This window comes from Pseudomonas sp. BB438, from assembly GCF_057180225.1.
This window is the reverse complement of the sequence record NZ_CM170001.1, coordinates 5,432,818-5,459,547: the sequence shown is the minus strand read 5'-3', so window position 1 is coordinate 5,459,547 and position 26,730 is coordinate 5,432,818. Positions and strand designations below refer to the sequence as shown.

Below are 26,730 nucleotides of genomic sequence, written 5' to 3'. Positions count from 1 at the left end.
ATAAGAACGGGAGTGGCGTGCATGAAGATTCTGGTCACCGGAGCCAGTGGGTTCATTGGCGGGCGATTCGCCCGTTTCGCCCTGGAGCAGGGACTGGCGGTTCGGGTGAACGGACGTCGCGAGCAGGCGCTGCAACCGCTGGTGGCGCGCGGGGCCGAGTTCATGGCCGGCGACCTGTCGGACCCGGCGCTGGTCCGCGCACTGTGCAGCGGCGTCGATGCCGTGGTGCATTGCGCTGGCGCGGTAGGTGTGTGGGGCAGCCAGGCGTATTTCCACCAGGCCAACGTGACCATGACCGAGTCGGTGGTCGAAGCCTGCCTCAAGCAGAGGGTGCGCCGGCTGGTGCACCTGTCGTCGCCGTCGATCTACTTCGATGGCCAGTCGCACGTCGGCATTACCGAGCAGCAGGTGCCCAGGCGTTTCGCCAACCACTACGGCTCGACCAAGTACCAGTCCGAGCTGGTCGCCCTCGGCGCCCAGGAGTTCGGCCTGGAGGTGCTGGCGCTGCGCCCGCGCTTCGTCACCGGCGCCGGCGACACCAGCATCTTCCCGCGGATGATCGCCGCGCACCGCAAGGGACGCCTGCGCATCATCGGCCAGGGCCTGAACAAGGTCGACTTCACCAGCATCCAGAACCTCAACGACGCCCTGTTCGCCAGCCTGATGGCCGGTGAGGAGGCGCTCGGCCAGGCCTACAACATCAGCAACGGCCAGCCGCTGCCGCTGTGGGACGTGGTGAACTACGTGCTGCGCAGGCTGGACATGCCGCCGGTGGAGCGACACATGCCCTACGGGCTGGCCTACAACCTGGCGCTGATCAACGAGGGCGTGTGCAAGCTCCTCCCCGGCCGTCCGGAGCCGACTCTGCACCGCCTGGGGATGGCGGTGATGGCCAAGGACTTCTCCCTGGACATCTCCCGCGCCCGCCAGTACCTCGACTACGACCCGCAGAACAGCCTGTGGGATGCGCTGGACGAGTTCTGCGACTGGTGGCGGTTGCGCGGTGCGTAAAGGCTCTTCGTAGGATCGAGGGGGACGTCTAGTCCTTGCTCGCGAACAGCCCGAGCTCCGCTGCCATGCGGTTCGCGAGCAAGCTCGCTCCTACAAGGGAAACTGTCTAGCGCGGTGCGCGGGCACCGCCCCGCAGCGGGCCGGAGTACTGCTGGTCGCCGCCGCCCTGCATCGGCAGGAAGCTCGGCTCCTGCACCACACGGGGCAGCGTCACGCCGCTCAGCGCGCTGAGACGCTCGCCCAGCTGGCGGGTCTCCTCCCGCGCGGAGTCGGCACAGGCGCGCAGCATTCGCTCGATGGCGTCGCTCTGCTGGTACTGGATTGCCAGTGCCTGTTCTTCACGCAGACGGCGGCGCAGTTCGCGCATGCAATCCAGGATGGCCTTGTTGAGTTCAATCACCCGACTTCCTCCCCGCGAAGGGCGCCAAAGCGGCGCCAAGTAACGGGAGCAGGAGCAAGGGGCGTGCCACGATGTCGCAAAGCCACTATTGGCGGATCGCCTGGGGAACTGCGACCTCCGTCACGTGTCTTCTGTGCGCCGACGAGGTGCGCGACGCCCTGTGATGGCACGCTGCTCTCGGAGTCATGCGAACGGATATACTGCGCCCTGCGCAGGCAACACGCCGCTTTATCCCCACAGGTTCATTCCATGCGTAACGACACGTTCGACGAATTCGATGATGTGCCCCATCTGTCCACCGACGCCGCGGATCGCGACGAGTTCGGTCATCACCCGCGCCGCGTGGTCGAGCCCGATGGCCGTCCTGCGCGCCAGCCGGTCAGGCGCGGCGGCGGTACCGGGGCGCTGTGGGCGCTGGTCGCAGCCATGGCCATCGCGCTGGCCGGCGTGGGCTGGTGGAGCCACCAGCAACTGCTGCTGATGGAGCAGCAACTGATCGCGACCCAGGAAAGCTTCGCCAAGATCAGCGAGGAAGCCGCCGGTCGCCTGGACGATATCCGTGGGAAGTTCGTTGCCAACGAATCCAACGGTCTGAGTGATCGCGAAGCGCTGAAACTGCAGGTCAAGCAGTTGCAGGGACGCCTGGCCGAGCAGGCCAAGATGCAGCAGGCATCCCTGTCGGAGTTCGACGGCGCCCAGGGCAAGCGCCTGGCGCAGGTCAGCGCCGACCTCAAGGCCCAGCAGGAGAGTGCCGCGCTGCTGATGCAGCAGCTCGACGTCAAGCTCAAGTCCATCACTGACGAGCAGGCCAAGTTCAAGAACGTGCAGGCCGACCTCGCCAGCGCCAACCAGCAGATCCAGGCGCTGAACACCGAGATCGCCAACCTGAAGAAACAGGGCAACCAGAGCCAGGCGATCAAGAGCGTCCAGGATGACCTGATGCTGCTGCGCGCCGAGGTCGACGGTCGCCAGGGCCAGGCCAGCAGCGATACCAAGGAGTTCGACGTGTTCCGCATCCAGGTGATGCGCAACATCAATACCCTGCAGCAGCAGGTGCAGAACCTTCAGCAGCAGCTCAGCACCCGCTGATCGTCCTGCAGGCGAAAAGCCCCCGCACCGACAGGTCCGGGGGCTTTTTGTTGGCCATCCCTCTTTCGGGGTAGTCACGGCAATTCTTGTCTTGAATCAGTTTCAGGGGCGGCGTCGAGGCGAATAATCGCTAACAAATGAGAGTCATTCTGATTCTCCCCTTGTTCGATCATTCGCCCGGAGGCTTCCCATGCACGATCTTCAAGCGCAACGCCGTTACCGCATCGCCGGTTACCAGCCCGGGATCGGCGCCGCCTTCCGCCAGCGCCTGTTCTCCATGGGGCTCCTGCCCGGCGCCGAATTGAAGGTGCGCCGCGTGGCACCGCTGGGCGATCCGGTGCAGGTGGATACCCGCCAGTGCAGTCTGGTGCTGCGCCGCCGCGACTTGGCCTTCCTCCAGCTCGAAGCGCAGGACTGATCCACCATGGACGAACTGCGCATCGGCCTGATCGGCAACCCCAACGCGGGCAAGACCACCCTGTTCAACCAGCTCACCGGTTCACGCCAGCGCGTCGGCAACTGGGCCGGGGTTACGGTGGAGCGCAAGGAGGGCAGCTTCCGCACCGCGTGCCACACCGTGCGCCTGGTGGACCTGCCGGGCACCTATTCGCTGACCACGCTGTCGACCCAGGCCTCGCTGGACGAGCAGATCGCCCGGCGCTGCATCGTCGATGGCGAAGTGGACGTACTGGTCAATGTGGTGGACGCCACCAACCTGGAGCGCAACCTCTACCTCACCGTGCAACTGCGCGAGATGGGCCTGCCCTGCGTGGTGGCGCTGAACATGCTCGACATCGCCCGCACCCAGGGCCTGAACATCGACCGCGAGGCGCTGGCGCAGGAGCTGGGTTGCCCGGTGGTGCCGCTGGTGTCGACCCGCGGCGAAGGCATCGATGCGCTGAAGGACGCCATCGACGGCCTGGTCGACCAGTCGCCGCTGCAGGTGCCGTATCCGCCCGCCCTGCGCAATGCCGTCACCCAGTTGTTGCCTGCCGATGCACCGCCGACCCAGGCCTGGATGGCCCTGCTGGCGCTGGAAGGCGACCTGCACAGCGCCCGTCAGCTCAAGCTCGACCCGACAAGTCTGCTGGCCGCGCGCGACGCGATTCGCTGCGCCTGCGGCGAGGACCCGGAGCTGCTGCTGGTGGACGCGCGCTACCGGCTGATCGGCGAACTCTGCGAACGCGCCAGCAACCATCGCGAGGCCGCGCCGCATCGTCTGACGCAGATGCTCGACAGCATCGCGCTGAACCGCTGGCTGGGCATCCCGGTGTTCCTCGTCGTGATGTACCTGATGTTCTTCTTCGCCATCACCCTGGGCGGTGCGCTGCAGCCGATCTTCGACCAGGGCTCGTCGGCCCTTTTCATCGATGGCATCCAGTGGCTGGGCGCCCGCACCGGCGCGCCGGACTGGCTGACCGCACTGCTGGCCCAGGGCCTGGGCGGCGGCATCAACGCGGTGCTGCCGCTGATCCCGCAGATCGGCCTGATGTACCTCTTCCTCGCGTTGCTCGAAGACTCCGGCTACATGGCCCGCGCCGCCTTCGTCATGGACCGACTGATGCAGGCCCTCGGCCTGCCGGGCAAATCCTTCGTTCCGCTGATCGTCGGCTTCGGCTGCAACGTGCCGTCGATCATGGGCACCCGCACCCTGGATAACCCGCGCGAGCGCCTGATGACCTCGATGATGGCGCCGTTCATGTCGTGCGGTGCGCGGCTGGCGATCTTCGCCGTGTTCGCCGCGGCCTTCTTCGGCCAGAACGGCGCGCTGGCGATCTTCTCGCTGTACCTGCTGGGTATCGTCGTCGCGGTGCTCACCGGCCTGCTGCTCAAGCACACGCTGATGCGCGGAGAGGCCTCGCCGTTCGTCATGGAGCTGCCGCTGTACCACGTACCGCACCTGCGCAGCCTGTTGCTGCAGACCTGGATGCGCCTGCGTGCCTTCGTGGTCCGCGCGGGGACTGTGATCATCCTGGTCAGCCTGGTGATCGGCGGTCTCAACAGCGTCACCCTCGACGGCCGTCCGGTGCAGGGCGACATCGCCGACTCGGCGCTGGCCAGCCTCAGCCACCAGGTCACGCCGCTGCTCAAACCCATGGGCGTGCACGAGGACAACTGGCAGGCCACGGTCGGCCTGGTCACCGGCGCACTGGCCAAGGAAGTGGTGGTCGGCACGTTGAACACCCTGTACACCGCCGAGCATATCCAGGGCGAAGCCTTCGATGCCGACGGCTACGACCTCTGGGGCCAGCTGAAACAGGCCGGCGCGGATACGCTGGCTGGCCTGCGCGACGCCTTCAGCCTCAGCGTGCTGGCCAACCCGGTGGCCGCGAGCATGGCCGACGGCGAGATGGAAGAGGGCTCCATGGGTACCTTCGCCGCCAAGTTCGGCAGCCCCCTGGCCGCCTACGCCTACCTGGTCTTCGTGCTGCTCTATGTGCCCTGCGTGGCGACCCTCGGCGCCCTGACCCGCGAGAGCGGTCGCGGCTGGATGACCTTCTCGGTGTTCTGGGGCCTCAACGTGGCCTACTCGCTGGCTACCCTCTGCTACCAGGTCTTCAGCTTCGCCCTGCACCCGCAGTACAGCGCCGTGGCCATCGGTCTGGTGCTGGCGTTCAACCTGGTGCTGTTCCTGATCCTGCGCTGGGTCGGTCGGCGTGGCCTGGAACTGGAGGGCGAGCGTGAACTGCGCCCGGCCCCGGCGGGGAGCTGCCACTGATGGCCACGGCGATCTCTGTACGCAACCTGCTCGGCGAGATGGGCGAGGCGGATGTGCCGACCCTGGCCCTGCGTCTGGGTGCCTCGAAGGCGTTGCTCGAAGCACTGCTGGAACGGCTGCTGGCGATGGGCGTGGTGGAAAAGATCGCGCCCGAACCGGCGGCCTGCGGGAGTTGCAAGGGGTGTACGGAATCGACGCGGTGTGCGACGACAGGGTATCGGTTGTCGTCCAGAAGCACTGTTGCGCCGTTGCGCTGGCTCACGCCCTGACGCCATCCTGCAAAGAGCTCCTACGCAGGGTTGTTGCCGTGCGCGGAAAAGAAAAAGGGCGCCTTCGCAGGACGGCGCCCTTTTCGTTGGCGTGGGTACCGACCCTTACAGGCGCGGGTAGTCCAGGTAACCGACCGGGCCCTTGCCGTAGAAGGTCTCCGGGTGCGGCTCGTTCCAGGCGGCGCCTTTCTGCAGGCGGGTCACCAGGTCCGGGTTGGCGATGAATGGGATGCCGAAGGCGACTGCGTCGGCCTTGCCGCTTTCCAGCCACTCGTTGGCGGTGTCCTTGGTGAAGCGCTCGTTGGCGATGTACACGCCACCGAAGATTTCCTTCAGTTTCGGGCCGATGCTGTCATCGCCGGCCTTCTCGCGGGTGCAGATGAACGCCACGCCGCGCTTGCCCAGCTCGCGGGCTACGTAGCCGAAGGTGGCCAGCGGGTCGGCGTCGCCCATGTCATGGGAGTCCATGCGCGGAGCCAGGTGCACGCCGACGCGGCCGGCACCCCAGACGCCGATCACGGCATCGGTGACTTCCAGCAGCAGACGCGCGCGGTTTTCCACCGAGCCACCGTACTGGTCGGTGCGCTGGTTGGTGCTGCTCTGCAGGAACTGGTCGAGCAGGTAGCCGTTGGCGCCGTGTACTTCCACGCCATCGAAACCGGCGGCCTTGGCGTTCTCGGCACCGACGCGGTAGGCCTCGACGATGTCGGCGATTTCTTCGGTTTCCAGGGCGCGCGGGGTGACGAATTCCTTGATCGGACGCACCAGGCTGACGTGGCCGGCCGGCTTGAGGGCGCTCGGCGCTACCGGCAGTTCACCGTTCAGGTACAGCGGGTCGGAAACGCGGCCCACGTGCCACAGCTGCAGCATGATGCGACCGCCGTTGGCGTGCACGGCCTTGGTGATGTTGGTCCAGCCGCGCACCTGATCGTCGGACCAGATGCCGGGGGTGTCCGGGTAGCCGACGCCCATCGGAGTCACCGAGGTGGCCTCGCTGAGGATCAGGCCGGCGTCGGCGCGCTGGGTGTAGTACTCGGCCATCAGCGCGTTGGGCACGCGGCCTTCGTCAGCGCGGCAGCGGGTCAGCGGGGCCATGATGATGCGGTTGGGCAGTTCCAGGTCACCGATGACGATGGGGTCGAAAAGCGTGGTCATTGCGTTACTCCGGGGCGTGAGGGTGGAGGATCAGTCGAGGACGGTTTGGGTCTGGTTGGGCTTGCCGCTGAAGGCGATCATCACCGCGATCAGCGCGAGTACGGAGAGCACGGCGCCGGCCAGGGGCACGCGGGTCAGGCCCAGGCCGTGGTCGATGACGCTGCCGCCGACCCAGGCGCCGATGGCGTTGCCGACGTTGAAGGCGCCGATGTTCAGGGTGGCGACGAGGTTCGGTGCGGCGCCGCCGACGCGCACCACGTTGACCTGCAGGGCGGGCACTGCGGCGAAGGCCGCGGCGGCCCAGATGAACAGGGTGATCTCGGCGGGGATCAGCGAGGCGCTGGTCCAGCTCAGGACGGTGGAAACCACCGCCATGGTGGCGAACACGCCGGCCAGGGTGGTGCCCAGGCGCCAGTCGGCGAGGCGGCCGCCGAGGATGTTGCCCAGGGTCAGGCCGAGGCCGATCAGCACCAGGCTCCAGGTGATGCCACGCGGAGAGACCTGGGTGATTTCGCCCAGCAGCGGCGCGACGTAGGTGAACAGGGCGAAGACGGCGGCCGAGAACAGCACGGTGGTGCCCAGCGCCAGCCACAGCGGGCCGTTGCGCAGCGCGGCGACTTCCTTGCGCATGTCCACGGCTTCTTCGTCGTGCTTCTTCGGCAGCACGCTCCACAGGCCGATCAACGCGAAGACGCCAATCAGCGTCACTGCCCAGAACGGCGAGCGCCAGCCGGCGATCTGCCCCAGCGCGGTGCCGGCCGGTACGCCGAGCACGTTGGCCAGGGTCAGCCCGGTGAACATCAGGGCGACGGCGGATGCCTTGCGGTTGGCCGGCACGAGGCTGGCGGCGACCACCGAGCCGATGCCGAAGAACGCGCCGTGGCACAGGGCGGTGATGATTCGCGCCAGCATCAGCAGGCCGTAGTTGGCGGCTACCGCACAGAGCAGGTTGCCGAGGATGAAGATGCCCATGAGCATCAGCAACGCGGTCTTGCGCGGCAGGCGGGCGGTGAGCAGGGCCATGATCGGCGCGCCGATGGCGACGCTGAAGGCGTAGCCGCTGACCAGCCAGCCGGCGGCGGGAATGGTCACGGAGAGATCGCCGGCGACCTCGGGCAGCAGGCCCATGATCACGAATTCCGTGGTGCCGATGGCAAACGCGGACAAAGCGAGGACGAGAAGCGAAGTGGGCATGCGCCTGCTCCTGGAAGTAGAAATTGTTCTGGCTGGCAGTAGCCGGTCAAACCCGTCATGAATCTGCTGCGCGTCGGCATCGCTGCGTTGAAAGCAGACTCGGAATGCTCATTTACCGCTTGTAAACTGCGCTTCCTCGTCTGTTTTCGCCTTGCTCTGCTCTAGCTCGCGAGATTCTGAGCGGGTTTGTTACAGCGCTTCGCTCAGGTGGCGAACAAAGGCCTGGATGGTGTCTTCATTGCGTTTGAAGAAGTTCCACTGGCCGACTTTTCGACTGGTCACCAGGCCCGCGCGCTGGAGGGTGGCCAGATGCGCGGAGACGGTGGATTGCGATAGATCGGTGCGCTGGTCGAACTTGCCGGCGCAGACGCCGATCTCGAAGGATTGGTGCTCCTGCTCGACGAAGAACTGCTCAGGGTCCTTGAGCCAGTGCAGCATGTCGCGCCGCACCGGGTGGGCCAGGGCCTTGAAGATTTCGTCGAGGTCGATACCAGGATCGAGAGTGGGTTGTTCAGTCATGGGGCACATCGGTATATCGCGTTGGGACGAACTATATATCGGTCAAAAGCGATATGAATTCGTTTGGGGCGATAGTAATGATCGACACCCGTGATAGTAGCCGCTGACCACCCGCGCTACTCTCTGCCCATGAACTACCTCGCGCACCTTCACCTGGGCGGCGATCGGCCCGCCCAACTGCTCGGCAGCCTCTATGGCGACTTCGTCAAGGGGCCGCTTGCCGGCCAGTGGCCCGCCGAGATCGAAGCCGGCATCCGCCTGCACCGGCGCATCGATGCCTTCACCGACAGTCACGCCTTGATACACAGTGCCAAGGCGCGCTTCCCCAGCGAGCGCCGACGCATGGCTGGCGTGCTTCTCGACGTGTTCTTCGACCACTGCCTGGCCCGCGACTGGGAGCGTTTCTCCGGCGAACCGCTGGAGCACTTCACCCAACGGGTCTACGGTGTACTGGGCCGCACGCCCGGCCTGCCGGAGCGTCTGGCGCGTATTGCACCGCGCATGGCCGCGCAGGACTGGCTCGGCAGTTATCGGGAGTTCGAGGTGCTGCAGGACGTGGTGGTCGGGATGTCCCGTCGCCTGTCCCGGCCGTCCCTGTTGGACGGCGCCTGGGACGAGCTGGATCGGCTGTACGAGCCGTTGAGCAGCGATTTCCGTGAGTTCTATCCCGAACTGCAGGCGTTTGTCAGAAATCTGCCGAATTCGATGGACGGTCCGACCTGACTTGATATGTGTCAACCGCCCGACGGCCCATCGCGTGTGCAATAGACACATCTGAAGGACGACGAGAGGAGCAGCATGATGAAGTCGTTAATGGTCGCAACGGATCTGTCCGGCCGTTCCGAAAAGGCTTTGCACCGTGCGGCAGCGCTCGCCAAGCGCTACGCCTGCCCCTGGACCGTGCTCTACGTGGTCGATGAAGACCAGCCCTCGGCGCTGGTCGAACAGGAAGTCACCCAGGTGCGCCTGATGCTCGAGGCACGGCTGGTGGAACTCACCGAGCTGGGCGGCACCTGCCCGAAACTGTTGGTGGAGCGCGGCGATCCGAATCAGCAGATCCTCGCCGCGGCGAAGAAACTGAACTGCGAAATGCTGGTGATGGGCGCGCACCGCAAGAGCGTGCTGCGCGACATCTTCGTCGGCACCACGGTCGAACGAGTGCTGCGCGCCGGGCAGCTGCCGGTGCTGGTGGTCAACCAGCCGGCCGGCGGCCAGTACCGCGACCTGCTGATCGCCCTCGATACCTCGCCCGCCTCTGCCCACGCGGTGGAAGTGGCCGATGAGCTGGGCCTGCTCGAGGGCGCTGTGCGCCGGGGCGTTTACGCCTTCAGCCCGCTGGCCAAGGGCATGATGCAGTACTCCGGGGTGAGCGAGGAGCGTATCGACGAATTCGTCGGCAGCGAGTCGCGCCAGGCGGTGGATGATCTGAAGAAGTTCCTCCACGAGCACCACCTGGAGGAACGCGTCGACGAACAACTGGTGGCCGTCGGGCTGCCGGGCAACGTGTTGCAGCGGATGGTCGACAAGCATCGGCCCGATCTGCTGGTCATGGGTACTCGGGGTATGGGCGGGATCAAGCGTGCCCTGATCGGCAGTGTTGCCGACTACGCTCTGCGCGAACTGGATTGTGACATCCTGGTCGTGCCGCCGGAGGCGTGAGCCTTCGGCGCCTGGAGACTGTTTTCAGGTTGCGTCGGGCAGCTCGAGGGTGCCGCCCGGCGCAGTTTGAAAGCCGTTTCGTCAGAGTGGGAACCCGTCGGCCGTAGGTTACGGCGGGCTCCAAACCTTCTTCCCTTCCGCTTTCCTGGCAGGCCTCAGGCCGCCACGGCCGACTCTTCCTGAACGTCACACACCACTGCGTGGATCGCGGCATGTGCCTGCCTGGCGAGCAGGTTGCGGTCCTGATGGGCGCTGGAGAGTGCCGGCAGCAGGTGGACTTCCACGACACCCCGATCGTTGTCGAACAGGCGCATCAGATGGCTGACCAGATCATCGTCACCAATGAACGGCGCCAGCTCGCACGCCTGGCCGTTGCGGCGATAACGCAGGGCCACCGGCTGCACCGGCACGCCGGCTTCGATGGCACTGGCCATCAGCCGACCGTGGAAGGTGCGCAGGCCCTGGCCGTCGGTGGTGGTGCCTTCGGGGAAGACCAGCAGCGAACGGCCGCGCGACAGGTGCGTGGCCAACTGCGCATTGATCATCCGCGCGTCGCCCGAGCCACGGCGGATGAACAGCGTCCCGGCTTTCTCTGCCAACCAGCCGGCCACCGGCCATTGGCGCACTTCCGCCTTGGACAGGAAGGTCAGCGGCAGCAGCCCGCCCAGCAGTGGAATATCGACCCAGGACACATGGTTGGAGACCCACAGCATCGGCTGTCGGGGCAATTCGCCGTGCACCTGCAGTTCGAAGGGCAGGGCGGCGGACAGGCGCGCCAGGAACCAGCGCGTCAGGCGCTGGCGCACGGGCATCCGGTCGCCGGGCAGGCGCTCCAGCAGGCTGACGAAGCTGGCCAGCGCGAGGCCCACCAGCAGCAATGACAGCAGGCGGGCGACGCGCAGCCAGGCGCGTAGGCGGCGCATCAGACCGCGGCCTTGAAGTGACGGGCGTAGCGCGGGCAGAGCTCGTCGCGCTTGAGCAGGATGAACACGTCGGCAACGCCGAAGTCCGGGTCCCAGCAGGGCTCGCCGCAGATCTTCGCGCCCAGGCGCATGTAGGCCTTGAGCAGCGGCGGCAGCTCGGCGGTGAGGTTGTCCGGCACGTCCATGGGCGGCAGCGGGGTCTTCGGCTCGGCGCGCAGGTTCTGCTGGCACAGGTAGCGGTCGCGCAGGCGCTGCATCACGGCGCGGGCCTGGATGCCGCCGTCGCGCATGGGGATGCTGGCGCAGCCCATCAGGTAGCGGTAGCCGCCTTCGTTGAGGACTTCGGCCAGCTCGCTCCAGAGCACGGCGATGGTGCCGCCATTGCGGTAGTCCGGGTCGACGCAGGTACGGCCGATCTCCAGCACCGGGCCCTGCAGGTTATCCAGGCCGTCGAGGGCGAATTCCTCTTCGCTGTAGAAGCGGCCCAGTCGCTGTGCGGCGCGGTGGTCGAGCAGGCGGGTGGTGGCCACCAGCGCGCCGGTGTTCAGGTCGCGCACGCCGATGTGAGCGCAATGGCGGTCGTAGTCGTCCATGTCCAGGCCCTGGTCGGCACCGTTGAGCTGGGCGTCGAATTCGCTGCTGAACACGCGGTAACGCAGGGCCTGGGCTTCACGCAGGGCGCGGGCGCCGCGCAGACGCACGGCCTTGAGACGGCGTTCTGCCGGGGTGTCACAGGAGAGGGCGATCTGACTCATGCGAGTGCCTCCGTGAACCGGCCATGCGGGTTGCGGCCGGTCGGCTTTGTTGTGCAAGCTCAGGCTAGGAATGACCGGTGTCACGCCCATGACGGTGCGGTGATGCTTGTATGACAAGAACAACGACCTCGAAGGAAGGAGTGCCGTGATGCCCTGGAAATGCCTGCTCGGCCCGCAGGACCGACTGCCGCCCGGCCTGGCTCTGGACGACTGGTATGCCGAACTGCTCGCTCGCGCAGCGTGCGCCGGCAGCTTCGAACTGGCGGTACTCGGCGGTCGTCTGGCGACGTCGCCGGGGCTGGCGTTCCTCGCCGGTTACCAGGCAGCCCTGCGCGCCCTCTGGCCGGCCGCTCCGCGCAGCCTCGGCGCGCTGTGCGTGACCGAGAAGAAAAGCGTGCGCCCCGCCGACTTGCAGACCCGCCTCGACGGCCTAGTGCTGCACGGCCGCAAGGACTTCGCCACCGCCGCCGACAGCGCCGCCTGGTGGCTGGTCGCCGCACGTGACGAGGAGGAGGGTGAGTCCCCGCGCATCGCCATGACCGTGGTGCAAGCGGGTGCCCCCGGGGCGAAGCTGGAGGCACTGCCGGCCCTGCCGCTGATGCCCGACATCCCCCACGCCCGCCTGCTGCTCGACGGCGCCCACTGCGAGCGCCTGCCCGGCGATGGCTGGGACGCCTACAGCAAACCCTTCCGTACCCTGGAGGACACCCATGTGCTGGCGGCGGTCTGCGCCTGGCTCTACGGACTGGCCGTGGAGCAGCGGTGGTCGGCGGAGCTGAACCTGCGCCTCATCGGCGTACTGGCCGGTTGCGCGGAAGTCAGCCGACAACCTGCCTCGCAGCCGGAAACCCACGTGCTGCTGGCTGGTGTGTTCAGCCAGTTCGAAGGCCTCGCTGCCGCACTGGATGCCGCGTTCGCTACCGGTGCTGCGGAGCTGGCCGCGATGTGGAAACGCGACAAGGGCGTGCTCGCCATCGCTGGCGCCGCACGGGCCAAACGCCTGGAGAAGGCGAGGGTGGCAATGGGCCTTGACCCACGTCAGTGAGGGCGGAGGGAGGGGACGTTAGCCTTACAGAAGCTTCTGAGATACCTAGAAATTTCCGCAGGGCTGCCCACTGTTTTCCCTCCCACTGCTTTAGGAAATCCCCTCATGCGACGCGAACCCATCGTGCTGTTCGACGACGGTAAACACCAATGCCTGTGTTTCGACGATCTGGTCAGTGGCGATGGTGTGCAATCCAACCAGTTCCTCATCGTTGACCACGACAAGCGCCTGTTGCTCGATCCGGGCGGCGACCTGACCTACACCCCGCTGTCCCTGGAACTCTCCAAGCTGTTCCCGCTGCAGGACCTGGACTACATCTTCGCCTCGCACCAGGACCCGGACATCATCGCCGCCCTCGACAAATGGCTGCTGCACACCCGCGCCAAGGTCATCTGCTCCAAGCTCTGGGCGCGCTTCCTGCCGCACCTCACGGCCAGCTACCTGGCGGTCAGCCACGGCATCTCCACCTATGACCGCGTCATCCCGCTGCCGGACCGTGGCGAATCGGTGCAACTGGGTCGTTGCCAGCTGAAGATGATCCCCGCGCACTTCCTCCACTCGGTGGGCAACTTCCAGGTCTACGACCCGGTCAGCAAGATCCTCTTCTCCGGCGACATGGGCGCGTCCCTGGTGGATGACGCCAGCCCGGTGCAGGACTTCGCCGCCCACGTGCCGCACATGGAGGGCTTCCACCGCCGCTACATGGCGTCGAACAAGGTCGGTCGCCTGTGGGCCAACATGGTTCGCCGCCTGGACATCGAGATGATCGTTCCGCAGCACGGCCGGCCGTTCGTGGGCAAGGCCATGATCGGCGCCTTCCTGGACTGGATCGCCGACCTGCAATGTGGCATGGACCTCATGGGGCCGGACGACTATCAGGTGCCTCGCTAACCAGAACCACGCTGACCGATTGCGCCAATCGTCCTTGATTACGGCACGATCGGCGCTTAATCCGTCATCTTCACCGTGCTAGGGTGCGGGCCGACCTGATAACAAGAGGCCCGCCGATGCCCTTTGCCCCCTTCCGCCCAGCGCTGCGCGCGCTGGCGCTGGCCACCTGCCTGCTCAGCAGCCACGCCCACGGTGCCGAAAGCTGGCCCGAGGCCGACTGGCCCCACGGCGCCGCGCCCAGCGGCGCTGCTGTCGAAGCCTTCGAAAACTATGCCTTTCCCACCCGTGATGACGGTACCCGCAAGGGCGTGCGTACTGATGCTGTGGTCGTCATCCGCGATGGCCAGCTGATCTACGAGCGCTACGCCGGTCCGACCCGTGCCGAGACGCCGCACCTGGCCTGGTCGATGAGCAAGAGCGTCATGGCCAGCGTCCTCGGCGTGGCCTTTGGCGAGGGCAAGTTCCAGCTCGACGACCCGGTCGCCACGCATTACCCGGCCTTCGCCGACCACCCCGATATCAGGATGCGCGACCTGCTGCACTGGGCCTCGGGCCTGGCCTGGCAGGAAGAGTACGAGTACGCGCCGGTGCGCTCCTCGGTGGTGGCAATGCTCTATACCCGTGGCCGCGACGACATGGCCAGGTTCACCGCCGGCTTTCCGGCCGACGCCGAGCCGGGCAAGCGCTTCCGCTATTCCAGCGGTGACAGCAACGTGCTCTCCGCCACGCTCAAGCAGATGGTCGGCAAGGACTACGCGAACTACCCCTGGACCGCATTGTTCGAGCCGCTGGGTATCCAGTCCGCCGTGTGGGAGCGCGACGCCAGTGGCACCTTCGTCGGCTCCTCCTACGCCTACATGACTGCTCGTGACCTGGCGCGCATCGGCCTGCTGATGGAGCGTGGCGGGCGCTGGAAGGACCGCCAGTTGCTGCCGCAGGACTGGATGAGGTTCGTCCTGGCGCCGTTCCCGGAGTACCAGCCTGATCCGAAGAAACCCAATGAGGCGGTACCCGGTGGCCAGTGGTGGCTCAACCGCCCGGTAACCGGCGCGCCAGCGCCCTGGCCGGATGCGCCCGAGGACACCTTCGCCGCCCTCGGCCACTGGGGCCAGGCGCTGTACGTGATCCCCGAGCAGAAACTGGTGATCGTCCGCTACGCCGACGACCGTGATGGCAGCTACCAGCACGACACCTTCCTCAAGCTTGCCCAGGCGGCCTTCGCCCATGGGGAGGTGCAGCCATGATTCGTCGCCATCCGATCCTCAGCGTTCTCGCCCTGCTGCTCATCGCGCTGGCCGCGGTGATCTGGCAGAACCGCGTCCACCTTGCCGCCTTCCCCGGCATCATTGGCGCCTATACCGCCAAGGAGTACTGCTCCTGCCGCTACGTTATGGGGAACTCGGCGGACTATTGCCGGGCCTATACCAAGCAGTACGTGCCGACCAGCGCCTTCCTCGACGACGAAGCGCGCAAGCGGGTGACCGCCCGCGGCCTTGGCAGTACGCAGACAGCCGCCTGGCTCGGTGCGCGCGAAGGATGCCAACTGATGCCCCAAGCGGATGAATTGCCCAAATCGGGCAACCACTGAGAACGCGATTACGATCTGCTGCGCGCCGGCAGAACGGCGTTAAAAACAGGCTCGGACTGCTCATTTACCGCTTGTAGACTGCGCATCCTCACCTGTTTTTGCCTTGTTCTGCTCTAGCTCGCGAGATCGTAATCACGTTCTGACGGGCGCGTTCCACGGAGCGGGGCGACCCGCTTCGGAGGACCAATGCATTCTTTTGTAACAGCAGCTGTGTGCGCGTTGCTGGTGCTCGCCAGCCCTCTGGCCTTGGCCGAATGGCAACTGGACGGCGACACCTCGCGGATCAGCTTCGTCTCGGTCAAGCGCGGCAAGATGGCGGAGGTGCAGCGCTTCGACCGCCTCTCCGGGCAGATCGACGACAAGGGCGCGGTCCGCGTGGTGGTGCCGCTGGAGTCCATCGACAGCGGCCTGGCGCTGCGCGACGAGCGCATGCGCAACGCCTTCTTCGAGATCGAACGCTTCCCCGAGGCGATCATCAGCAGCCAGCTGGACCTCAGCCGTTACGACGACCTGCAGGTCGGCCAGTCGCGCCAGGAAACCGTGGACTTCAACCTCGACCTGCACGGCCAGCAGCGCCGCCTCAAGTCCGAGGTGCTGGTCAGCCGCCCCAGCGAGAGCCGCATCGAAGTCACGACCATGGAGCCGCTGGTGCTCAAGCTGATCGACTTCGACCTGGAAGAAAAGCTGGAGCCGCTCAAGGACGTCGCCAACGTCCCCTCCATTACCCCCGAGGTGCCGGTATTCGCGGTGCTGGGGTTCAGTCAGGTGATCAAGCAGGCGCCGTGATGCTTGCGCCATGGACCTGTAGGAGCGGGCTATGCCCGCTATCCGTCGACAGGGTCGACGCGTGCTTCGGCTCCGGTGCTGCGGGCCTGCTGCTTCGGTTGGGGTGTTCCTGCGCCGCTTCGGCGTGCGCGCGGACTCTGTGTTTCGCCCCCTCGGGCGAGTTACTTTCTCAAACGCCAGAAAGTAACCAAAGGGCTTGCCCCGGACATCCGGTTTTTCGCTTAGGCGAAAAATTCCCTCGTTGAAGCGAAGTTTCAGGGGCACGCTGCGAAGGGCCGTCCCTGGCCCATCGCAGCTCTCGCGGCATCCATGCCGCTCGCCCCCTGAAACTCCGCTTCAACGAGGCCTCCTGAACGGGGCCGTTCGGAGTGCGCGGATACTTCTCTGGAAGCCTTCAAATAGCCAGAGCCAGAGCCGTGGGCTCTTCGTAGGAGCGAGCTTGCTCGCGAACCGCACGGCACGCTGTCCACTGCGAAAACGAACGGCTTTACGTACGCACCGCGATGGCGGGCATGTCGGGCTGGAAGCGGAAGCCGGAGCCCACGCTGCAACTGGTGGCGCTGATGAGCACGAAGGTGAGCAGCAGGATGGTTTTCATGGCGACTCTCCTGTCATTCAGGATTGGACAGTCTCCAGTCTAGGTCGCGTCGCGCGATGCGCGCCGAAGGTCAGGAAGCTGCCCGCCGCGAATAGCCAGGCGCTGATCCCGCCGTAGCCGAGCACCCTGCCGAACCCCTGAGCCAGAGCCGCGCGGGCGCCGTCCGGGTCGTCCGCACCCAGCCGGCCGCTGGCGATGCTGGCCGCCAGTTGCAGCTTCTCGCCGCCGTCCACGCCGTGCAGCGCAGCGGCGACGCCGGAGAGCAGGATCAGCCCCATCACCGCGATGTTGATCGCCAGGGAAATCATCCGTGCGCTCATGTCGATGCCCGAGGCCATGCCGGCGCGGGCGGCGGGCACGGCGGCGGTGGAGGTATTGGTTACCGTGGTGTTGGTCAGGCCCAGGCCGATGCCGGCGAGCACACAGCCAGGCAGCAGGGTCAGCCAGCTGGCATGGTCCACGGCGCTTCCCCAGAGCATCAGGAAGAAGCCGGCGCCGATCACGAACATGCCGCCGGGGATCACCCAGCCCGGCTGGAAACGATGCGCCAGTCGCTCGGCAATCGGCGGCACCACCAGTGTCGGCAAGGTGTAGGCGAGCAGCGACCAGCCGGCCTTCACGTCGTCGTAGCCGAGCACGCCGTGGTAGTAGACCGGCAGGTAGATCATCAGTGGCCAGAAGCTCACGTTCATTCCGGCCGAGGCGAACATCGCGCCGGAGAACGCGCGGATACGCAGCACCGAGAAGTCGAACATCGGATGGGCGACGCGGCGCTCGATCAGGACGAAGGCTGCCAGGCTCGCGAGGCTGAGCAGCAGGATCGCCAGCGCCGCCGGACTGGCGAAGCCCATGTCGGCGCCCTGGGTGATGTAGAACACCGTCCCGAGCACTGCCAGCGACAGCGTCAGCATGCCGCCGAGGTCGAGCCGTTCGGCGTCCGGGTCGCGCGACTCCACCGCGCCGTACTGCGCCAGCGCGAGGGTGAGCAGGGCGAGCGGGCCATGCACCAGGAACACCCACTGCCAACTGGCCAACGCGACGATGGCACTGCCGACGATCGGGCCGAAGCCCAGGCCGATGCCGAACACCACGCCCCAGGCGGCGAAGGCGCGTACGCGCTCGGCCGGGTCGCTGAACTGACTGGTCAATACGGCCACCTGGCAGATCAGCATGACGCCGCCCGCCGCGCCTTGCAGGAAACGCCCGGCGATCATGGTCGGCATGTCGGCCGCCAGCCCGCAGAGCAGCGAGGTCAGGCCGAACAGCGCCAGGCTGATCACGAACAGGCGCTTGCGGCCGAAGCGGTCGGCGAGGGTGCCAGCGGCCATCAATACGCTGGTGACGGCGATGGTGTAGGCGTTCATCACCCACTGCAGGTCCTGGAAGTCGCCGTGCAGCACGCGCTCCAGGGCGGGGAGGCTGGCCGGCACGCTGGAGATTTCCAGGCCGAACATCATCGAGGACAGGCACACCGCTGCCAGGGCGATGAGGTTTCTGGGATTGACGCTTGTGGGGCGGTGGAGGGCAGTCATGAGTGGGGCTCCGGGTTCCGAGCGATCATTGTCGAGAAGAACAGGGTTCCCCATTGGCTCCATTTCGTCCCATCATTGAGTCTTTCCAGGATTCAAACGGGCCGCCTAATGGATGACCGACTCGATGGCATCGCCACCTTTGTCCAGGTGGTGGACGCCGGCAGCTTCGCCCTTGCCGCGGAGCGCCTGAACCTCACGCGCTCGGCCGTGGGCAAGGCGATTGCCCGGCTGGAGGCGCGCCTCGGCGTGCGCCTGCTGCAGCGCACCACGCGCAGCCAGAACCTCACCGATGACGGCCAGGTGTTCTACGACAGCTGCGTGCGCGCCTTGGCTGAACTGGATGCCGCACACATCGCGCTGGAGGGCGGGCGGCTGGAGCCACGCGGACGCCTGCGGATCAGCGTGCCGATCTCCTTCGGCCACCTCTGCGTGGTGCCGCTCATGCTGGGGCTCGCGCGGCAGTACCCGTCGCTGAAGATCGATCTGTCCTTCACCGATCGTCGTGTGGACCTCGTGGAAGAGGGCTTCGACCTCGCCGTGCGTATCGGTCCTCTCGGCGACAGCGCCACCCTCGCCGCGCGCAAGCTGGGCGTGCAATACACCAGCATTGGCGCCGCGCCTTCGTACATCGCCGAACACGGCTTGCCCGGGAATCTGGACGACCTTGCCGGCCATTCGGCCATCAGCTACTCGGTTGCGGGGGTCACCTCGCCCTGGGACCTGCGCGACGAGGATGGCCAGGCCAAGCGCATCGACATCGACCCGCAACTGAGCATGGATGACCTGCAGGCCATCACCGCCGCCGCCGTGGCCGGCTTCGGCCTGGCGCGCCTGCCGTCCTGGCTGCTGGCGCGGCACGTCAAGCTGGGCGAACTGGTCGTGGTGACGGGGCGCTGCAACCTGCCGCCGCTGGAAATCCACGCCGTGTGGCCGAAGACCCGTTACATGCCGTCGAAGATCCGCTGCGCCATCGATGCGCTGGTCGGCGGAATTCCCGCGCTGCTGGCCGACTGAACCATTGGCGCCACGGCGTGCCCAATGGGCTCGCCGGTCGGCCGGTTTGCAAGCCGACGGCGGGCCGCTATCGTTGGCCGCTGATCCATCCGTTTTTCATGTAAGGGATTTCATGCGCTCGTTGTTCGCTTTCCTCGTCGCGGCCTGTTTCGCCGCTTCCGCCCAGGCTGCCTGGTACCTCGACTACGAGTCCTCGCGGTTGACCTTCATCACCACCAAGAACGCCGATATCGCCGAGGTGAACCGCTTCCTGGTGATGCACGGCAAGGTGGAGGAGCAGGGGCAGGTGGAGCTGCGCATCGAGATGGATTCGGTGAGCACCGGCATACCGCTGCGCGATGAGCGCCTGCGCGACCAGTTGTTCGACACCGAGAAATTCCCCGAGGCGCGGGTCACGTCGCGCATCGACCTGCGACCCATCACGGATCTCGCCAGCGGCGTGCAGTTGGAGACACGCCTGCCATTGCGTCTGGAACTGAACGGCCAGGCGAAGGACTACCGCACCGACGTGCTGATCACCCGCCTCGATGAGCACCGCTTCCAGGTGGTGACCCTGTCGCCGCTGGTGATCAATGCCGCCGATTTCGGCCTCGCGCCGGGCGTGGCACAGCTGCGCAAACTGGCCGGGCTGAAAAGCATCGGCCTGTCGGTGCCGGTGGGCGCCGTGCTGATCTTCGCCTCGCGGTGAGCGGCCCGATCTTCCCCTGGCGGACGGGTAACCGTTTCGCCCTGCTCTGCGATGGCGTGCGCTTCTTCCCGCGCATGTTCGCCAGCATCGACAGTGCCGAGCGGCAGATCGAACTCGAACTCTACCTGGTCGAAAGCGGCAGCTGTGCCGAGGCACTGCTGGACCGCCTGCTCGCCGCTCTTGGGCGCGGCGTGAAGGTGCGCTGCCTGTTCGACGCGTTCGGCAGCCTGAAGCTGTCCAGCGCCTGGACGCGGCAACTGGTCGAGGCGGGCGGCGAGTTGCGCTACTACAACCCGCTGAACTGGAAGGCCGGCATCCGCAACCTGTACCGCGACCACCGCAAGCTGCTGCTGGTGGACGAGCGCATTGCCTATGTCGGCGGCACCGGCGCGACCGACGAGTTCTGGTCCGCGCGGGAGAATCGCAGCGACTGGCACGAAGTGATGGTGGAGATGACCGGCCACATCGTCGCCGACTGGCAGCGTCTGTTCGAGCGGCAATGGAACGCCTGCCTCGGTGTTCGGGCGTGGAAGCCCCGAGAGGAAGTCCTGCTGACCCGCCTGCCGCCCCTCCCTCATTACGGTGAGGGCCTGGCCCGCGTAGCCTACGCCGACGCCGGCCAGCACCGCGACATCCTCCAGGCGCTGGTGCGTTCGCTGCGCGGCGCGCACCAGCGCGTCTGGCTGGCGACGCCCTACTTCCTGCCGACCTGGAAGGTCCGCCGCGCCCTGCGCAAGGCGGCCCAGCGCGGTGTGGACGTGCGGCTGCTGCTCACCGGACGCCTGACCGATCACGCGCCGGTGCGCTACGCTGGTCAGCGCTATTACCCGAGCCTGTTACGCGCCGGGGTGAAGATCTTCGAGTATCAGCCGCGCTTCCTTCATCTGAAGATGGCGCTGGTGGATGACTGGGTCAGTGTCGGCTCGTGCAACTTCGATCATTGGAACCTTCGCTTCAATCTGGAGGCCAATGTAGAAGCGTTCGATCCGGCATTTACCGCAGCGGTGGCCGACTGCCTGGCCGCTGATTTCGCGCAGAGCCGCGAGATCGACCTGGATTTCTGGCGTGCGCGCCCCTGGTGGAAACGCCTGCGCGAGCGCCTGTGGGGCTCGCTGGACCGGCTGGTGGTGAACTTCCTCGACCGCCGCCGCTGACGTTGCAGTTGTTCGTCTAGTCGGGAGGAGAGAAGCGTGGACACCGTACAAAAAAAGGAGCGTTTCATCGGGCTGGAGTGGCTGCGCTTCCTGATGGGGCTCTACGTGGTGATCTACCACACCCTGCACAGCTATCCGGCGGAACAGAAGTTCGCCGGCCTTGATGACCTGACTGCCCTCGGCTTCTTCGCCACCAGCACCTTCTTCGTGCTGTCCGGCTTCCTGCTCTGCCACGTCTACGTCACCGACGGGCAACTGCGCGAAAGCCCGCGCAGCTTCTTCACCAAGCGCCTGTCCAACCTCTACCCGCTGCACATCTTCTCGATCCTGCTGACCATCGCCGTGCTGCTGGTGGTGAGCGGGCTGGGCATCGGCCCGGACCTGGACCAGGCGACGCCGCGCTTCGTCATCTATGACACCAACGAAGCCATCGGCCGGCTGCAGCCGGAGCTGTTCCACCACTGGATGAGCGACCGCGAGCTGCTGTTCAACAGCATCCTCCAGCTCACCATGCTGCAGGCGTGGAACCCGTATTACCTGACCTTCAATGCACCGCTCTGGTCGTTGTCGACGCTGTTCTTCTTCTACCTCTGCTTCCCCTTCGTCGCGCCGCGCCTGGCGCGTCTGCAGAACAAATGGCGCTGGCTGCTGGCTCTGTGGATTCTCTACCTGATCCCGCCAATCCTGGTGGTCGCCAGCGAGCAGTACGGCATGCCGTGGACCGGCCTGCTGCACCGCAACCCGCTGCTGCGTTTGCCGGAGTTCCTCAGCGGCATCCTCGCCTACGGGCTGTTCCGCGAGTACAAGGACGCCGGTCGCCTGCCGGGCCGCGGGATGCTGGTGGTCATGGGGGCTTTCGTGTTGGCGAACTTCCTCGTCGCCGATTACCTCTACACCCACGGCGCCAAGTACTGGTACTTCCTGCTGCACAACGGGCTGCTGCTGCCGGCGCAGTTGGTGCTGGTGTGCATGAGCGCCTTGCCGCGCGATCCGCAGAACCACCTGGTGCGCCATTGGTCGCCACGCCTGGGGGCGGCTTCGCTGTCGTTGTTCGCGCTGCACGTGCCGTTGTTCACGCTGTTCTCGCGCACCGAGAAACTGATCCGCGCACCGGGCGACTGTCTGGACGACTGGGCCTATTGCGTGGAAGCCGCGACCCACCAGCAGCTGTCGCTGTGGTTGTACCCGCTGTTCCTGCTGTTCATGGTCACCAGTTGCGTGCTGGTGCAGGAACGCTGTGTGGTGCCGGTGCGCAAATGGCTGGTGCGGCATCTGCTGCCGGCGCCGCCATCGCCGCCGACCACGCGGCGGCGGGTGGTGACCGAGTCGTAATCTACCCTTGGGCCGTTCGCGAGCCAGCTCGCTCTTACAGTTCGCGCTCTCCGCAGGAGCGAGCTTGTCCGCGAACCAGATGCTGCGCCGCCCCTCACCCGCTTCTGCCGACCTGCGCTGCCCGTGCTAGGTTTTCTGCAGCGCCGCCGCCGCGGCCCTTTGCGGAAGAAAACCACCATGCCCGTCGAAATCCGCCTACTTAGCGGTGACGCCTTGCGCCCGTTCATCGATGAGCTGGCACGCCTGCGCATCACTGTGTTCCGCGAGTATCCCTACCTCTACGACGGCAGCCCGGAATACGAAGCCGGGTACCTCGACAGCCACGTGCGCTCGGCCTGGAGCCTGTGCGTACTGGTGACCGATGAGGGCCGGGTCGTGGGCGCTTCGACCGGGCTGCCGCTGCTGGACGAGGCCGAGGCTTTCCAGCAGCCGTTCTTGGCGCAGGGCTGGAACCCGGAACGAATCTTCTATTTCGGCGAGTCGATGGTTCTGCCGGAGTACCGCAGCGCCGATCTCGACCGGCGCTTCTTCGAGGAGCGCGAGCGCTTTGCGCGGAGGTTGGGGCGCTTCGATTGGGCGGCTTTCTGCGCTCTTCGGCGGCCGCCGGAGGATGCCGCTCGTCCTACCAGCTACCGTTCGCCGGACGCCTTCTGGCTGCAGTGTGGCTTCACTCCGCAACCCTCCCTGCAGACCGAATACCGTTGGTGCGATATCGGTGCGCAGCGGGAGACGGCCAAATCGATGATGCTTTGGCTCAAGGAGCTGAGCTGACTCGGGTTCAGTAACCGGCTTCGCGCTGGTGGCGGATCGCGAGGATCACCAGGATTTCACCGTCGATGCGGTAGCGAGCGACGTAGCCGCTGTCGAGATGAATGGCAACCACTGGGCGCCTCTGTGAACTCGTCGACCCGGACTTTCGACGGGTGGCAAGCCCTGGCGCGGTGGGTATGCTCCGGGCATAACCATAAGAGGGACTGTCCATGCTCCGATTGGCCCTGTGCGCCTTTCTCCTGATGCTGGCCGGCTGCAGTTCGCCCGGCGCGTTCTTCGGTGCGGTGGACGGGCCCCCGTTCGGCGCGCTGCCGGCAGATTCGCAGCAGGCCACGGTTTACCTCTACCGGCCACAGAACCAGTGGTCCGACGAGGAATTGGAAGCGCCGGGGCTGTTCCTCAACAACGAGCTGATCGGCAGCCTGCCGAGCAATGGCTACTTCGCCCTGCATTTCGCGCCGGGTAGCTATCCCCTGCAGATGCGCCGGCCGCTGCTGGGCAGCTTCTGGACCTTCTTCGCCGGCGGCAGCCTGGACTTCACCCTGATCGCCGGCTTTACCCTGGAAGCCCGCGCCGGCGAGGTCTACTACCTGCGCTACGACGAGACCCACACTCCGCCCAAGTACGAACACACCGCCGGGCAGGGCGCTGGCCCGCTGCAACTGGTGGGCAAGGAACTCGGCTCGCGTGAGATCCCCGCCACGCGGCAGGTGCAGGAGCCGGTGAGCATTGCGGCCAGCGGCAAGGAGGTCGAAGGACCGGGGTTCTGGCAACGGATGGGCATGTAGTAACGGCCTATTACCCGCTTTCTGCGCCGCTGGCTAATCTGACCGGGTCGCCCGCCGTCGTCTGCGGGCCTTAGCCGAAAGGAGCCCGAGAGATGGCCGCGAAGAAGATCCTGATGCTGGTCGGCGACTACGCCGAAGACTACGAAACCATGGTGCCGTTCCAGGCGCTGCTGATGGTCGGGCACACCGTCCATGCTGTCTGCCCGGATAAGAAGGCCGGCCAGAGCATCCGTACCGCCATCCACGATTTCGAAGGCGACCAGACCTACAGCGAGAAGCCCGGTCACAACTTCGCCCTCAACGCCAACTTCGCCGATGTGCGCGCCGAGGACTACGACGCACTGCTGATCCCTGGCGGCCGCGCGCCGGAGTACCTGCGCCTGAATGCCAAGGTGATCGAACTGGTGAAGGCTTTCGACGCTGCGAAGAAGCCCATCGCCGCCGTCTGCCATGGTGCCCAGCTGCTGGCTGCTGCCGGCGTGCTCAAGAGCCGTGCCTGCAGTGCCTATCCGGCCTGCGGCCCGGAAGTGACGCTGGCTGGTGGCGAGTACGTGGATATCCCGGTGGATGCCGCCCATGTCGACGGTAACCTGGTCACCGCCCCCGCCTGGCCGGCGCATCCGGCGTGGCTGGCGAAGTTCCTCGACGTGCTGGGCACCAGGATCAGCTTGTAAACTGGCCCGACCTCGACGCTGGAGAAGCCATCCATGTGCGAACTCTATGTAAAGGCCGACCCGATTCTCTACGAATCGCGCTCCCGCTCGCTGCGCATCCGTGGCGTGGTTACCACCCTGCGTCTGGAAAACCAGTTCTGGGACATCCTGCGCGAGATCGCCGAGGTGGATGGCATGACCACCAACCAGCTGATCGCCAAGCTCTACGACGAGGTGATGGACTACCGCGGGGAGGTGGTGAACTTCGCCTCCTTCCTGCGGGTGAGCTGCACGCGCTTCCTCGCCCAGCGCCGCGACAATGTCGTCGAGCTGAACCGGGTATCGCGCAGCGCCTGATTGGCAGGACCTGAATCGCAGGCATGAAAAAGCCCGGCACATGGCCGGGCTTTTTCAGGGAGCGGTCATGCAGTGATTACTGCACTTCCACCGCCAGGTTCTCGGCGATCTTCTTCTGCCAGATGGCCGGGCCGGTAATGTGCACCGACTCGCCATTGGTGTCGACCGCTACGGTCACCGGCATGTCCTTCACTTCGAACTCGTAGATCGCTTCCATGCCCAGTTCGGCGAAGGCGAGGACCTTGGACTTCTTGATCGCCTGGGCGACCAGGTAGGCAGCGCCGCCGACGGCCATCAGGTAGACGGCCTTGTTGTCCTTGATCGCTTCGATGGCAATGGGGCCGCGTTCGGACTTGCCGATCATGCCCAGCAGACCGGTCTGCTCGAGGATCTGGCGGGTGAATTTGTCCATGCGGGTCGCGGTGGTCGGACCAGCCGGGCCAACCACTTCGTCACCGACCGGATCAACCGGGCCGACGTAGTAGATGAAGCGACCCTTGAGGTCCACCGGCAGCGCTTCGCCCTTGTTCAGCATGTCGACCATGCGCTTGTGCGCAGCGTCGCGGCCGGTGAGCATCTTGCCGTTGAGCAGGATGGTTTCGCCCGGTTTCCAGCTCTGTACTTCTTCCGGAGTGATGCTGTCGAGGTTGACGCGGCGCGCGGACGGGCCGGCTTCCCAGACGATTTCCGGATAGGCGTCCAGGGACGGCGCTTCCAGTTCGGCCGGCCCGGAACCGTCGAGCACGAAGTGTGCGTGACGGGTGGCGGCGCAGTTGGGGATCATGCAGACCGGCAGGGACGCTGCGTGGGTCGGGTAGTCCATGATCTTCACGTCGAGCACGGTGGTCAGACCGCCCAGGCCCTGGGCGCCGATGCCCAGCTGGTTGACCTTCTCGAACAGCTCGAGGCGCATTTCCTCAATCTTGTTCTGCGGGCCGCGGGCCTTCAGTTCGTGGATGTCGATCTCGTCCATCAGGACTTCCTTCGCCATCACTGCGGCCTTCTCCGCGGTACCGCCGATGCCGATGCCGAGCATGCCCGGCGGGCACCAGCCGGCGCCCATGGTCGGAACGGTCTTCAGCACCCAGTCGACGATGGAGTCGGACGGGTTGAGCATGGCCATCTTCGACTTGTTCTCGGAGCCGCCGCCCTTGGCCGCGACGTCCACTTCCACGGTGTTGCCCGGGACGATGGAATAGTGGATCACCGCCGGGGTGTTGTCCTTGGTGTTCTTACGCGCACCGGCCGGGTCGGCCAGGATGGAGGCGCGCAGGACGTTCTCCGGCAGGTTGTAGGCGCGACGTACGCCTTCGTTGATCATGTCGTCGACGCTCATGGTGGCGCCTGCCCAGCTCACGTCCATGCCGACGCGGACGAATACGGTGACGATACCGGTGTCCTGGCAGATCGGGCGGTGGCCGGTGGCGCACATGCGCGAGTTGATCAGGATCTGCGCCATCGAGTCCCGGGCAGCCGGCGATTCTTCGCGCAGGTAGGCCTCATGCATGGCCTGGATGAAATCAACCGGGTGGTAGTAGGAGATGAACTGCAGGGCATCGGCGACGCTCTGGATCAGGTCGTCTTGCTTGATCACGGCCATGGAGCACGGTCCTCTTCAGGCGGGTAGTACAGGCGTGGAGCCTGTCACAACGGGAATTCGCCGACACGGCTGCGGCGAAAAAAGGCGCCGTAGTATACCGCTGCGCCCTCTGGTCGCGCACCCGCCAGCGATCCGACCTTGGTCCCAGATGGTCTGTCATCGCCCACATTCCGATCGGCTAGGCACTGGGGCGCTTTGATAGTAGAGTGAAGGCCAGGTGCCATTACGGGACGGAGCCCC

Annotated in this window: 28 protein-coding genes; 20 read left to right on the top strand and 8 right to left on the bottom strand. The window is 66.0% G+C overall.

From position 1 onward, the window contains the following. Positions 1-21 precede the first annotated feature (21 nt). The gene (locus tag AC1ZV1_RS25205; protein ID WP_484294141.1) at positions 22-1,011 is read left to right on the top strand and encodes an NAD-dependent epimerase/dehydratase family protein; all 990 of its coding nucleotides are present in this window, start codon (positions 22-24) and stop codon (positions 1,009-1,011) included. 106 nt (positions 1,012-1,117) lie between these two features. Here the strand turns inward: AC1ZV1_RS25205 and AC1ZV1_RS25200 are convergent, their stop codons facing one another. After that, complete coding sequence (locus AC1ZV1_RS25200) at positions 1,118-1,408, bottom strand: hypothetical protein (protein WP_484297636.1); 291 nt, start codon at positions 1,406-1,408, stop codon at positions 1,118-1,120. A 252-nt stretch (positions 1,409-1,660) separates the two neighbouring features. On the opposite strand from AC1ZV1_RS25200, the gene AC1ZV1_RS25195 reads away from it, so the two are divergent. The 4 genes from AC1ZV1_RS25195 (at position 1,661) to AC1ZV1_RS25180 (ending at position 5,488) form a co-directional block, all read left to right on the top strand. After that, positions 1,661-2,500: a kinetochore Spc7 family protein gene (locus AC1ZV1_RS25195; RefSeq protein WP_484294140.1), complete on the top strand. Its 840-nt coding sequence runs from the start codon at positions 1,661-1,663 to the stop codon at positions 2,498-2,500. 190 nt (positions 2,501-2,690) lie between these two features. Continuing rightward, complete coding sequence (gene feoA / locus AC1ZV1_RS25190) at positions 2,691-2,918, top strand: ferrous iron transporter A (protein ID WP_484294139.1); 228 nt, start codon at positions 2,691-2,693, stop codon at positions 2,916-2,918. 6 nt (positions 2,919-2,924) lie between these two features. Then, a complete protein-coding gene (feoB, locus tag AC1ZV1_RS25185) occupies positions 2,925-5,219 on the top strand; it encodes a Fe(2+) transporter permease subunit FeoB (RefSeq protein ID WP_484294138.1) in 2,295 nt (764 codons plus the stop codon). Beyond that, positions 5,219-5,488 (top strand): FeoC-like transcriptional regulator, encoded by a 270-nt coding sequence (locus AC1ZV1_RS25180; protein WP_484294137.1) that lies wholly within the window; start codon positions 5,219-5,221, stop codon positions 5,486-5,488. The genes feoB and AC1ZV1_RS25180 overlap by 1 nt, the downstream gene beginning before the upstream one ends. Before the next feature lie 105 nt (positions 5,489-5,593). On the opposite strand, the gene AC1ZV1_RS25175 is transcribed toward AC1ZV1_RS25180, so the two are convergent. From AC1ZV1_RS25175 to AC1ZV1_RS25165, 3 genes are all read right to left on the bottom strand, one after another. Then, entirely contained in the window at positions 5,594-6,643 is a 1,050-nt protein-coding gene (locus tag AC1ZV1_RS25175; RefSeq protein ID WP_484294136.1) for an alkene reductase, read from the bottom strand. A gap of 30 nt (positions 6,644-6,673) precedes the next feature. Beyond that, a complete protein-coding gene (locus AC1ZV1_RS25170) occupies positions 6,674-7,837 on the bottom strand; it encodes an MFS transporter (RefSeq protein ID WP_484294135.1) in 1,164 nt (387 codons plus the stop codon). A 189-nt stretch (positions 7,838-8,026) separates the two neighbouring features. Continuing rightward, positions 8,027-8,356, bottom strand: a complete 330-nt coding sequence (locus tag AC1ZV1_RS25165; protein WP_484294134.1) for an ArsR/SmtB family transcription factor — start codon at positions 8,354-8,356, stop codon at positions 8,027-8,029. A 129-nt stretch (positions 8,357-8,485) separates the two neighbouring features. Between AC1ZV1_RS25165 and AC1ZV1_RS25160 the strand changes: the two genes are divergently transcribed. Then, positions 8,486-9,079: an acyl carrier protein phosphodiesterase gene (locus AC1ZV1_RS25160; RefSeq protein ID WP_484297635.1), complete on the top strand. Its 594-nt coding sequence runs from the start codon at positions 8,486-8,488 to the stop codon at positions 9,077-9,079. Positions 9,080-9,154: 75 nt separating this feature from the next. Continuing rightward, positions 9,155-10,015, top strand: coding sequence for a universal stress protein (locus AC1ZV1_RS25155; RefSeq protein WP_484294133.1), 861 nt, complete (start codon positions 9,155-9,157; stop codon positions 10,013-10,015). 155 nt (positions 10,016-10,170) lie between these two features. On the opposite strand, the gene AC1ZV1_RS25150 is transcribed toward AC1ZV1_RS25155, so the two are convergent. Both AC1ZV1_RS25150 and olsB read right to left on the bottom strand, forming a co-directional pair. Then, positions 10,171-10,938, bottom strand: a complete 768-nt coding sequence (locus AC1ZV1_RS25150; protein WP_484294132.1) for a lysophospholipid acyltransferase family protein — start codon at positions 10,936-10,938, stop codon at positions 10,171-10,173. Further along, positions 10,938-11,693, bottom strand: coding sequence for an L-ornithine N(alpha)-acyltransferase (gene olsB / locus AC1ZV1_RS25145; RefSeq protein ID WP_484294131.1), 756 nt, complete (start codon positions 11,691-11,693; stop codon positions 10,938-10,940). The genes AC1ZV1_RS25150 and olsB overlap by 1 nt, the downstream gene beginning before the upstream one ends. A 148-nt stretch (positions 11,694-11,841) precedes the next feature. Here olsB and AC1ZV1_RS25140 point away from each other — a divergent pair, with 148 nt between their 5' ends. The 5 genes from AC1ZV1_RS25140 to AC1ZV1_RS25120 all read left to right on the top strand — a co-directional run bounded on the left by AC1ZV1_RS25140 (position 11,842) and on the right by AC1ZV1_RS25120 (position 16,003). Beyond that, positions 11,842-12,738 carry an acyl-CoA dehydrogenase middle domain-containing protein gene (locus tag AC1ZV1_RS25140; RefSeq protein ID WP_484294130.1) on the top strand — a complete coding sequence of 299 codons (897 nt, stop codon included), beginning with the start codon at positions 11,842-11,844 and terminating at the stop codon, positions 12,736-12,738. Between the two features lie 105 nt (positions 12,739-12,843). Further along, complete coding sequence (locus AC1ZV1_RS25135) at positions 12,844-13,629, top strand: oxygen-binding di-iron domain-containing protein (RefSeq protein WP_484294129.1); 786 nt, start codon at positions 12,844-12,846, stop codon at positions 13,627-13,629. Positions 13,630-13,745: 116 nt separating this feature from the next. Beyond that, positions 13,746-14,873, top strand: coding sequence for a serine hydrolase domain-containing protein (locus tag AC1ZV1_RS25130; RefSeq protein ID WP_484294128.1), 1,128 nt, complete (start codon positions 13,746-13,748; stop codon positions 14,871-14,873). Next, a complete protein-coding gene (locus tag AC1ZV1_RS25125; RefSeq protein ID WP_484294127.1) occupies positions 14,870-15,217 on the top strand; it encodes an amidase in 348 nt (115 codons plus the stop codon). The genes AC1ZV1_RS25130 and AC1ZV1_RS25125 overlap by 4 nt, the downstream gene beginning before the upstream one ends. Positions 15,218-15,403: 186 nt before the next feature. Then, positions 15,404-16,003: a YceI family protein gene (locus AC1ZV1_RS25120; RefSeq protein ID WP_484294126.1), complete on the top strand. Its 600-nt coding sequence runs from the start codon at positions 15,404-15,406 to the stop codon at positions 16,001-16,003. Positions 16,004-16,618: 615 nt separating this feature from the next. Here AC1ZV1_RS25120 and AC1ZV1_RS25115 read toward each other — a convergent pair. Next, complete coding sequence (locus AC1ZV1_RS25115; RefSeq protein ID WP_484294125.1) at positions 16,619-18,133, bottom strand: MFS transporter; 1,515 nt, start codon at positions 18,131-18,133, stop codon at positions 16,619-16,621. 108 nt (positions 18,134-18,241) lie between these two features. Here AC1ZV1_RS25115 and AC1ZV1_RS25110 point away from each other — a divergent pair, with 108 nt between their 5' ends. The 8 genes from AC1ZV1_RS25110 to AC1ZV1_RS25075 all read left to right on the top strand — a co-directional run bounded on the left by AC1ZV1_RS25110 (position 18,242) and on the right by AC1ZV1_RS25075 (position 24,890). Beyond that, positions 18,242-19,147, top strand: a complete 906-nt coding sequence (locus AC1ZV1_RS25110; protein ID WP_484294124.1) for a LysR family transcriptional regulator — start codon at positions 18,242-18,244, stop codon at positions 19,145-19,147. 112 nt (positions 19,148-19,259) lie between these two features. Then, a complete protein-coding gene (locus tag AC1ZV1_RS25105; protein WP_484294123.1) occupies positions 19,260-19,835 on the top strand; it encodes a YceI family protein in 576 nt (191 codons plus the stop codon). After that, a complete protein-coding gene (locus AC1ZV1_RS25100) occupies positions 19,832-20,989 on the top strand; it encodes a phospholipase D-like domain-containing protein (protein ID WP_484294122.1) in 1,158 nt (385 codons plus the stop codon). Before AC1ZV1_RS25105 ends, AC1ZV1_RS25100 begins: the two co-directional genes overlap by 4 nt. A 93-nt stretch (positions 20,990-21,082) precedes the next feature. Then, positions 21,083-22,321: an acyltransferase family protein gene (locus tag AC1ZV1_RS25095; RefSeq protein ID WP_484297634.1), complete on the top strand. Its 1,239-nt coding sequence runs from the start codon at positions 21,083-21,085 to the stop codon at positions 22,319-22,321. 177 nt (positions 22,322-22,498) lie between these two features. After that, entirely contained in the window at positions 22,499-23,092 is a 594-nt protein-coding gene (locus AC1ZV1_RS25090) for an HMG-box domain-containing protein (RefSeq protein ID WP_484294121.1), read from the top strand. Between the two features lie 209 nt (positions 23,093-23,301). Further along, complete coding sequence (locus AC1ZV1_RS25085) at positions 23,302-23,880, top strand: DUF2846 domain-containing protein (RefSeq protein WP_484294120.1); 579 nt, start codon at positions 23,302-23,304, stop codon at positions 23,878-23,880. Positions 23,881-23,972: 92 nt separating this feature from the next. Beyond that, complete coding sequence (locus tag AC1ZV1_RS25080; RefSeq protein ID WP_484294118.1) at positions 23,973-24,554, top strand: DJ-1/PfpI family protein; 582 nt, start codon at positions 23,973-23,975, stop codon at positions 24,552-24,554. A 33-nt stretch (positions 24,555-24,587) separates the two neighbouring features. Continuing rightward, positions 24,588-24,890, top strand: a complete 303-nt coding sequence (locus AC1ZV1_RS25075; RefSeq protein ID WP_484294117.1) for a ribbon-helix-helix domain-containing protein — start codon at positions 24,588-24,590, stop codon at positions 24,888-24,890. A 76-nt stretch (positions 24,891-24,966) separates the two neighbouring features. Here AC1ZV1_RS25075 and AC1ZV1_RS25070 read toward each other — a convergent pair whose 3' ends face one another. Next, the gene (locus AC1ZV1_RS25070) at positions 24,967-26,490 is read right to left on the bottom strand and encodes a fumarate hydratase (RefSeq protein ID WP_484294116.1); all 1,524 of its coding nucleotides are present in this window, start codon (positions 26,488-26,490) and stop codon (positions 24,967-24,969) included. Positions 26,491-26,730: the final 240 nt, after the last annotated feature.